The following is an 8,926-nucleotide window of genomic DNA, read 5'->3' as shown; positions in this document are numbered from 1 at the left end:
TGACGGCATTGCGCACCTTCTGGCGCCGGAACCAGTCCATCGTCGCGTTCGACAGGATGCGCTGGAACACCAGCGGCAATTCCTCGGCAGGGCGGTCGAAGTATTTCTCGGCCAGCCGGATCATCGAGTCCTGGACGATGTCGAGGGCCGCATCGTCATCCCGCACGGCGTACACCACGCGCTTGAAGGCACGTTTCTCGACGCTCTTGAGGAAATCGGAAAGTTCTTTTTCAGATGCCAAGGGGGGTGCGCCTCGGGCCGGGCAGCCTGCCAAAACGGGGCGGATTATCTCACCGCCACCCGGTCGGGCGCGCCTTTCGCCGGAGATCGCTGCAAACCGGTGCCATAATCGCCCGTTGCACAACATTCGGTCTTGACTCAGCTGCCCGACCGCGGGCGTTGCAGTTTCTGGCCGCGCAGGTACCACACCCGCCTCACGAGGGCTGGGAAAGGTGCACCGATGGTTTTTCGTCAGAGAAAATCACAAAGGTTCAACATGGACATGTCTGCCGCGGAAATCAAGCGTGCCGCTTCGGCACAACCGCACCCTTCCTCTCCCTCCGCCGAGCCGAACGGCTCCGAAATCCTCGTCCGCTGCCTCCAGGCCGAGAACGTCAAGTTCCTCTGGGGCTACCCGGGCGGCGCCGTCCTCTACATCTACGACGCGCTGTACAAGCAGGAGACCATCCAGCACGTGCTGGTCCGCCATGAACAGGCGGCGGTCCATGCGGCCGACGGCTATGCCCGCGCCACCGGCAACGTCGGCGTCGCGCTGGTCACCTCGGGCCCGGGCGTCACGAATGCCATCACCGGCATCGCGACTGCCTACATGGATTCGATCCCGATGGTGATCATCACCGGGCAGGTGCCGACGCCGGCGATCGGCCTCGACGCCTTCCAGGAATGCGACACCGTCGGCATCACCCGGCCGATCGTCAAGCACAACTTCCTCGTGAAGGACGTGCGCGACCTCGCGATGACGCTCAAGAAGGCCTTCCACATCGCCCGCACCGGCCGCCCCGGCCCGGTCGTGGTCGACATCCCGAAGGACGTGTCGCAGAAGACGACCCCGTTCCACTATCCGCAGAGCRTCGAGATGCGCTCGTACAACCCGGTCCGCAAGGGCCATGGCGGGCAGATCCGCAAGGCAGTGCAGTTGCTGCTGGCCGCCAAGCGGCCGTACATCTACACCGGCGGCGGCGTCGTGCTGGGCAATGCGTCGGCCGAGTTGCGCGAGCTGGTCAACCTGCTCGGCTACCCGGTCACCAACACGCTGATGGGGCTGGGCTCGTTCCCGTCCAGCGACCCGAAGTTCCTCGGCATGCTCGGCATGCACGGCACCTACGAAGCCAACATGACGATGCAGAACTGCGACGTCCTGCTGGCGGTCGGCGCGCGCTTCGACGACCGCGTGATCGGCAACCCGAAGCACTTCGCGTCGGTCGAGCGCAAGATCGTCCACATCGACATCGATCCGTCGTCGATCTCGAAGCGCGTCAAGGTCGACATCCCGATCGTCGGCGACGTGAAGGACGTGCTGCAGGAGCTGATCGCGCAGATCCGCGAGGGCCAGGCCCGTCCCGACGCGCCGGCGCTGACGGCCTGGTGGGCCCAGATCAACGAGTGGCGCAGGCGCGACTGCCTGTCGTACAAGGGCAGCACCGAGGTCATCAAGCCGCAGTCCGTCGTCGAGAAGCTCTGGGAGCTGACGAAGGATCGCGACACCTACATCACCTCCGATGTCGGCCAGCACCAGATGTGGGCCGCGCAGTACTACCGGTTCGACGAACCGCGTCGCTGGATCAATTCCGGCGGCCTGGGCACGATGGGCGTCGGGCTGCCGTACGCGATGGGCATCAAGCTCGCGAAGCCCGATGCGGATGTGTTCTGCATCACCGGCGAAGGCTCGATCCAGATGTGCATCCAGGAGCTGTCGACCTGCCTGCAGTACAAGACGCCGGTCAAGATCGTGTCGCTGAACAACCGCTACCTCGGCATGGTGCGGCAGTGGCAGGAGCYCGACTACGGCGGCCGCTACTCGCACAGCTACATGGACGCGCTGCCCAACTTCGTCAAGCTGGCCGAGGCCTATGGCCACGTCGGCCTGCTGGTCGAGAAGCCGTCGGATGTCGAGCCGGCGCTGCGCGAGGCCATCCGGCTGAAGGACCGGACGGTGTTCCTCGACATTCGCACCGATCCGACCGAGAACGTCTGGCCGATGGTCCAGGCGGGCAAGGGCATCAGCGAGATGCTGCTGGGGTCCGAAGACCTGTGACGCGCTGAACACCGGCCAGGGCGGCGCGTTACCGCGCGCCGTCGACCGCCGGTGGGATGCACGTGTCGCCGCTTCGGCAATTCGAGGTTCAACTTTCCATCATCGACACAGCGTGGCCAAGGACCGTCGGTTACCGCCGCCGGGCTGAAGAGCGCGCTCCAACGACCATGAAACACATCATTGCCTTGTTGCTCGAGAACGAACCGGGCGCGCTGTCGCGCGTCGTCGCGTTGTTCTCCGCCCGCGGATACAACATCGAGAGCCTGACGGTCGCGCCGACCGAAGACGCCTCGCTGTCGCGCATGACCATCGTGACGACCGGCTCCGACGAGGTGATCGAGCAGATCACCAAGCACCTGAACCGCCTCATCGAGGTGGTCAAGGTGGTCGACCTGACCGAAGGCGCCTTCACCGAACGCGAGCTGATGCTCATCAAGGTGCGCGCCGTCGGCAAGGAGCGCGAAGAGATGAAGCGCATGGCCGACATCTTCCGCGGCCGCATCATCGACGTCACGGAAAAGAGCTACACCATTGAACTCACCGGCGATGCGTCCAAGCTCGATGCCTTCATCGAAGCGATCGACCGCAGCGCCATCCTGGAAACCGTGCGCACCGGCACCAGCGGGATCGGTCGCGGCGAGCGCATCCTGCGCGTCTGATCGTCTCGATCAATCCATTCACCCCGCAAGACTGACCTGTTTTTTCTGGAGAAGACCATGAAGGTTTATTACGACAAGGATGCTGACCTGAGCCTGGTGAAGGGCAAGAACGTCACGATCATCGGCTACGGCTCGCAAGGCCATGCGCACGCGCAGAACCTGAACGACAGCGGCGTCAAGGTCACCGTCGGCCTGCGCAAGGGCGGGGCCTCGTGGTCCAAGGCCGAGAAGGCCGGCCTGAAGGTCGCCGAGATCGCCGATGCGGTGAAGGCCGCCGACGTCGTCATGATCCTGCTGCCCGACGAGCAGATCGCCTCCGTCTACAAGAACGAGGTCGAGCCGCACATCAAGCAGGGCGCTTCGCTCGCGTTCGCGCACGGCTTCAACGTGCACTACGGCCAGGTCGTGCCGCGCGCCGACCTCGACGTGTGGATGGTCGCGCCGAAGGCCCCCGGCCACACGGTGCGCTCGACCTACACGCAGGGTGGCGGCGTGCCGCACCTGATCGCCGTCTATGCCGACAAGACCGGCAAGGCGCGTGACCTGGCGCTGTCGTACGCGGCGGCCAACGGCGGCGGCAAGGCCGGCGTGATCGAGACCAACTTCCGCGAAGAGACCGAGACCGACCTGTTCGGCGAGCAGGCCGTGCTGTGCGGCGGTGCCGTCGAGCTGATCAAGGCCGGTTTCGAGACGCTGACCGAAGCCGGCTACGCGCCGGAGATGGCCTATTTCGAGTGCCTGCACGAGTTGAAGCTGATCGTCGACCTGATCTATGAAGGCGGCATCGCCAACATGAACTACTCGATCTCGAACAACGCCGAGTACGGCGAGTACGTGACCGGGCCGAAGATCGTGACGGACGAGACCCGCCAGGCGATGCGCCAGGCGCTGAAGGACATCCAGACCGGCGAATACGCGAAGAGCTTCATCCTGGAGAACCGCGCCGGTGCCCCGACGCTGCTGTCGCGCCGCCGCCTGACGGCCGAGCACCCGATCGAGGTGGTCGGCGAGCAGCTGCGCGCGATGATGCCGTGGATCAAGAAGAACCGCCTGGTCGACCAGTCGAAGAACTGACCGGCGCGCCAGCCCGCCAGCCGAAAGGGCTGCACGCCGCGCGCGTGCGGCCCTTTTTCACAGGGGCGCTGCGGTATCCTTCGCGCCATTCCCCTCCACCAACGGCCCATGAGCGACGACGTGCACGACGGCGACCCCCACCTGCCAGATGCTGATGTGCCACCGGCGCGGCCGCGCCGCAAGGGCATCTACATCCTGCCGAACCTGTTCACGCTGGCGGCGCTGTTCGGCGGCTTCTATGCCATCGTGATGGCGATGAACGGCCAGTTCGAGCAATCGGCCATCGGCATCTTCTGCGCGATGGTGCTCGACAGCCTCGACGGCCGCGTGGCGCGCATGACGAACACGCAGAGCGCGTTCGGCGAGCAGATGGACAGCCTGTCGGACATGGTGTCGTTCGGTGCCGCGCCGGCGCTGATCGTCTACGAATGGGCGCTGAAGGACCTGGGCAAGCCGGGCTGGCTCGCCGCCTTCGTCTACTGCTCGTGCGCCGCGCTGCGCCTGGCCCGCTTCAACACCAACCTGAAGGTCGTCGACAAGCGCTTCTTCCAGGGGCTGCCGAGCCCGGCGGCCGCGGCGCTGGTGATGGGCTTCATCTGGCTGATGAACGACCAGGGTTTCGTGGTCGACGAGGAGGGCGCCTGGCTCATCTGGATGGCGTTCGGCTTCACGCTGTATGCCGGGCTGACGATGGTGACCAACGTGCCGTTCTACAGCTTCAAGGACGTGAGCTTCAAGCGCTCGGTGCCGTTCGTCGTGATCGTCGCGATCGCGCTCGGCATCTCGCTGTTCACCTGGCACCCGCCGCTGGTGTTCTTCGGCCTGTTCGTCATCTACGGCGTCTCGGGCTACGGCGTCTACGTCTGGAAGCGGATGAAGGGCAAGCCGGTCAGCGTGATCGCCACGTCGATGGACGAGCCCGACGAAGAAGGCCTGCATCGCTGACCCCGCGGCGAGGCATGCTACATTCGGACCCCATGACATTTCGCTCCACGATCACGCTAGCGCTATCCCTAGGAGTACCCCGGGTGCGCTGATCGTTCACGTCCATCGTTTTCGTCTCAACGGCCCGATTGCAACCTGCAGCGGGCCGTTTTGCTTTTTGGAGTGCAGGTTGCCCCACACGACTCTCGAGGGATCGCCATGCTGAAGCAGCCGCACACCAAGTACCGCGCATTCAAACCCGTCGCCTTGCCCGACCGCCGCTGGCCGGACGCCGTGCTGACRCACGCACCGATCTGGCTCAGCACCGACCTGCGCGACGGCAACCAGGCGCTGATCGAGCCGATGGACGCGCAGCGCAAGCTGCGCATGTTCGAGATGCTGCTGCGCATCGGCTTCAAGGAGATCGAGGTCGGCTTCCCCTCGGCCTCGCAGACGGATTTCGATTTCGTGCGGCTGCTGATCGAGCAGGACCGCATCCCGGACGACGTGACGATCCAGGTGCTGACGCCGGCCCGCGAGCCGCTGATCCGCCGCACCTTCGAATCGCTGCAGGGCGCGCGCCGCGCCATCGTCCACCTCTACAACGCGACGGCCCCGGGCATGCGCCGCGTGGTGCTCGGCCTCGACGAGGACGGCGTCGTCGAGCTCGCGGCCAGCCATGCGCGCATCTTCAACGAGTGCGCCGCGGCGCAGCCCGGCACCGACTGGCGCTTCGAGTACTCGCCCGAGACCTTCTCCGACACCGAGTTGCCGTTCGCCAAGCGCGTCGTCGACGCGGTGACCGCGGTGTGGCAGCCCACGCCGCAGCGCCCCTGCATCATCAACCTGCCGACCACCATCGAGCGCTGCACGCCGAACGTGTTCGCCGACATGATCGAGTGGATGCACCGCCACCTCGAGCGGCGCGATGCGATCGTGCTGTCGGTGCATCCGCACAACGACCGCGGCACCGGCACCGCGACCGGCGAGCTCGCCCTGATGGCGGGCGCCGACCGCATCGAAGGCTGCCTGTTCGGCAACGGCGAGCGCACCGGCAACGTCGACCTCGTCAACATCGCGCTGAACCTGTACACGCAGGGCGTCGACCCGGGCCTCGATTTCTCGGACATCGACGAGGTGCGCCGCTGCGTCGAGCACTGCAACCAGTTGCCGGTGCATCCGCGGCATCCGTATGCCGGCGACCTGGTCTACACCTCGTTCTCCGGCTCGCACCAGGATGCGATCAAGAAGGCCTTCGCGCAGCGCCAGCCGACCGACATCTGGGACGTGCCCTACCTGCCGATCGATCCGGTCGACCTCGGGCGCAGCTATGACGCGGTGATCCGCGTCAACAGCCAGTCGGGCAAGGGCGGGGTGTCGTACCTGCTCGAGACCGAGTACGGCGTGGAGCTGCCGCGCCGCCTGCAGATCGAGTTCAGCAGCGTGGTCCAGCGCGTGATGGACGACAGCGGCAAGGAGCAGACGGCGGCCGACCTGTGGGCCGTCTTCCGGAGCGAGTACGGCATCGCCGACGCTCCCGGCGTGCACACGGCGGCACCGACGATCACCGCGCAGGCCGACGGCTCGGTTCGCCTGCAGGGCACGGTCGGCCTGGGCGATCGCGAACTCGCGCTGGATGCGCAGGGCGCCGGGCCGATCGACGCGTTCGTCAACGCGCTGAACCGGCACCTGGCCGTGCCGGTGCGCGTGCTGGACTACCACGAGCATGCGATCGCCAGCGGCGCCGATGCGCGCGCTGCGGCCTACCTCGAGCTGCGGGTCGGCGAGGCGGTGACGCTGTTCGGCGTCGGCATCGACGCCAACATCGTTTCCGCCTCGTTGAAGGCCATCGTGTCGGGCCTGCAGCGGGCGCTGCGCCGAGGCGAACTGGCCTTCAAGGCCGCCGAGCTCGCCTAAGATCCGAGCCGATCACCAGAACTGAGGAGTCACCCCATGACCGACAAACTGATCATTTTCGACACCACCTTGCGTGACGGCGAGCAATCGCCCGGCGCCTCGATGACCAAGGACGAGAAGCTGCGCATCGCCCGGCAGCTCGAGCGCCTGAAGGTCGACGTGATCGAGGCCGGCTTCGCGGCGGCGTCGAACGGCGACTTCGAAGCGGTGAAGGCGATCGCCCACGCGGTGAAGGACAGCACCGTCTGCTCGCTGGCGCGCGCGAACGACCGCGACATCTCGCGCGCCGCCGAGGCGCTGCAGGGCGGCGCCTCGACGCGCATCCACCTGTTCCTCGCGACCAGCGCGCTGCACATGGAGAAGAAGCTGCGCATGACGCCGGACCAGGTGTACGAGCAGGCGCGGCTGTCCACGCGCTTCGCGCGCAACCTGAGCGGCGACGTGGAGTTCTCGCCGGAAGACGGCTACCGCTCCGACCCCGACTTCCTGTGCCGCGTGCTCGAGGCGGTGATCGCCGAAGGCGCGACGACGATCAACATCCCCGACACCGTCGGCTACGCGATCCCCGAGCTGTACGGCAACTTCATCCTGGACCTGCGCCAGCGCATCCCGAACGCCGACAAGGCGGTCTGGTCGGTGCACTGCCACAACGACCTCGGCATGGCGGTCGCCAATTCGCTGGCCGGCGTCAAGATCGGCGGTGCGCGACAGGTCGAGTGCACGATCAACGGCCTGGGCGAGCGTGCCGGCAACTGCTCGCTCGAAGAGATCGTGATGGCCGTGAAGACGCGCCGCGACTACTTCGGCCTCGACCTCGGCATCGATGCGACGCAGATCGTGCCGGCCTCGCGCCTGGTGTCGCAGACGACCGGCTTCGTGGTGCAGCCGAACAAGGCGGTGGTCGGCGCGAATGCGTTCGCACATGCGTCCGGCATCCACCAGGACGGCGTGCTGAAGGCGCGCGACACCTACGAGATCATGCGTGCCGAAGACGTGGGCTGGGCGGCCAACAAGATCGTGCTGGGCAAGCTGTCGGGTCGCAATGCCTTCAAGCAGCGCCTGCAGGACCTCGGCATCGCGATGGAATCCGAGGCCGAGATCAATGCGGCGTTCGCCAAGTTCAAGGAGCTGGCCGACCGCAAGAGCGACATCTTCGACGAGGACATCCTCGCGCTGGTGATGGACGAGGCGGTGATGGCCGAGAGCGAGCACTACCGGCTGCTCGCGCTGTCGCAGCACTCCGAGATGGGCGAGCGGCCGCACGCCAAGGTCGCGTTCTCGGCCGGCGCCATCGAGCACCATGCCGAGAGCGACGGCAACGGCCCGGTCGATGCCAGTCTGAAGGCGATCGAATCCAAGCTGCAAAGTGGCGCCGAAATGCTGCTCTATTCGGTCAATGCCATCACGTCGGGGAGCACAGAATCCCAGGGAGAGGTGACGGTTCGACTGCAGCATGGTGGCCGCGTCGTCAACGGAGTCGGGTCTGATCCGGACATCGTGGTGGCTTCGGCCAAGGCTTACCTCGCAGCCATGAACAAGCTGCACAGCAAGAGCGAACGCGTCGCTGCCCAGGGATGAGGCTGATCTGATGACTTTGTCACAGACCTGACAAACCCTAAGGTACAGAAGGAGAAAGGGCGCGTAAGTTTTTGATCTTGCGCGCTTTTTTTCTTTCACCTACACTCGCGTCAGCGGCTGTCAAGGGGTTGTTGTGGCAAAAAAGATGCAAATTTCGGTATCGGCGATGATTCGCGGGTTGATCACGTTGATCACTGCAGTTGCGCTTCCGTTGGCGGCAGTTGCCGCAGACGGCACCGCCAAGCCCACCAAGCGCAAGGCCGCTGCCAGCGCCAAGGCCACCCCCGCCAAGTCCTCCAAGAGCGCCGCCCGCAGCAAGCGGGTTCGCACCGTCGCCTACGTGCCGGCGCGTCCGTCGTTCGGCCAGATCGCCGGCCTGCACAGCACGGTCGATGCGCTGGAGCTGAAATCCAGCGTGGCCCTGGTGATGGACCAGGACACCAATGAAGTGCTGTTCAGCACGAACCCCGGTGCCGTGCTGCCGATCGCTTCGCTGACC

At 65.8% G+C, this 8,926-nt stretch carries 6 protein-coding genes and 2 pseudogenes; 7 read left to right on the top strand and 1 reads right to left on the bottom strand.

The annotated features are described in order from the left end of the window. Positions 1–241: pseudogene (locus AC1D01_RS11865) on the bottom strand (RNA polymerase sigma factor); the annotation flags it as partial. A gap of 255 nt (positions 242–496) precedes the next feature. On the opposite strand from AC1D01_RS11865, the gene AC1D01_RS11860 reads away from it, so the two are divergent. From AC1D01_RS11860 to AC1D01_RS11830, 7 genes and pseudogenes are all read left to right on the top strand, one after another. Next, positions 497–2,275 (top strand): acetolactate synthase 3 catalytic subunit, encoded by a 1,779-nt coding sequence (locus tag AC1D01_RS11860; RefSeq protein ID WP_477866364.1) that lies wholly within the window; start codon positions 497–499, stop codon positions 2,273–2,275. A 167-nt stretch (positions 2,276–2,442) separates the two neighbouring features. Then, positions 2,443–2,934 carry an acetolactate synthase small subunit gene (gene ilvN / locus AC1D01_RS11855; protein WP_047511839.1) on the top strand — a complete coding sequence of 164 codons (492 nt, stop codon included), beginning with the start codon at positions 2,443–2,445 and terminating at the stop codon, positions 2,932–2,934. Between the two features lie 57 nt (positions 2,935–2,991). Then, positions 2,992–4,008 (top strand): ketol-acid reductoisomerase, encoded by a 1,017-nt coding sequence (gene ilvC / locus AC1D01_RS11850; protein ID WP_477866362.1) that lies wholly within the window; start codon positions 2,992–2,994, stop codon positions 4,006–4,008. Positions 4,009–4,128: 120 nt separating this feature from the next. Further along, complete coding sequence (gene pssA, locus AC1D01_RS11845) at positions 4,129–4,953, top strand: CDP-diacylglycerol--serine O-phosphatidyltransferase (RefSeq protein ID WP_477866366.1); 825 nt, start codon at positions 4,129–4,131, stop codon at positions 4,951–4,953. A 198-nt stretch (positions 4,954–5,151) separates the two neighbouring features. Further along, positions 5,152–6,849, top strand: coding sequence for a 2-isopropylmalate synthase (gene leuA / locus AC1D01_RS11840; protein ID WP_477866360.1), 1,698 nt, complete (start codon positions 5,152–5,154; stop codon positions 6,847–6,849). Positions 6,850–6,885: 36 nt separating this feature from the next. Then, on the top strand, positions 6,886–8,427 hold the full coding sequence (locus AC1D01_RS11835) for a 2-isopropylmalate synthase (RefSeq protein ID WP_477866358.1): 1,542 nt from the start codon (positions 6,886–6,888) through the stop codon (positions 8,425–8,427). 211 nt (positions 8,428–8,638) lie between these two features. Then, positions 8,639–8,926, top strand: a pseudogene (locus tag AC1D01_RS11830) (peptidase S11); the annotation flags it as partial.

The sequence above is a fragment of the Rhizobacter sp. P3_B12 genome, from assembly GCF_056402895.1.
Note: the sequence above shows the minus strand (reverse complement) of the source record. Positions and strands in the feature narration are given on the sequence as shown.

Excerpts from the sequence above, each read along its gene's own strand:
- ilvN (WP_047511839.1), top strand. The coding sequence starts at position 2,443 with ATGAAACACATCATTGCCTTGTTGCTCGAGAACGAACCGGGCGCGCTG.
- ilvC (WP_477866362.1), top strand. The coding sequence starts at position 2,992 with ATGAAGGTTTATTACGACAAGGATGCTGACCTGAGCCTGGTGAAGGGC.
- AC1D01_RS11835 (WP_477866358.1), top strand. The coding sequence starts at position 6,886 with ATGACCGACAAACTGATCATTTTCGACACCACCTTGCGTGACGGCGAG.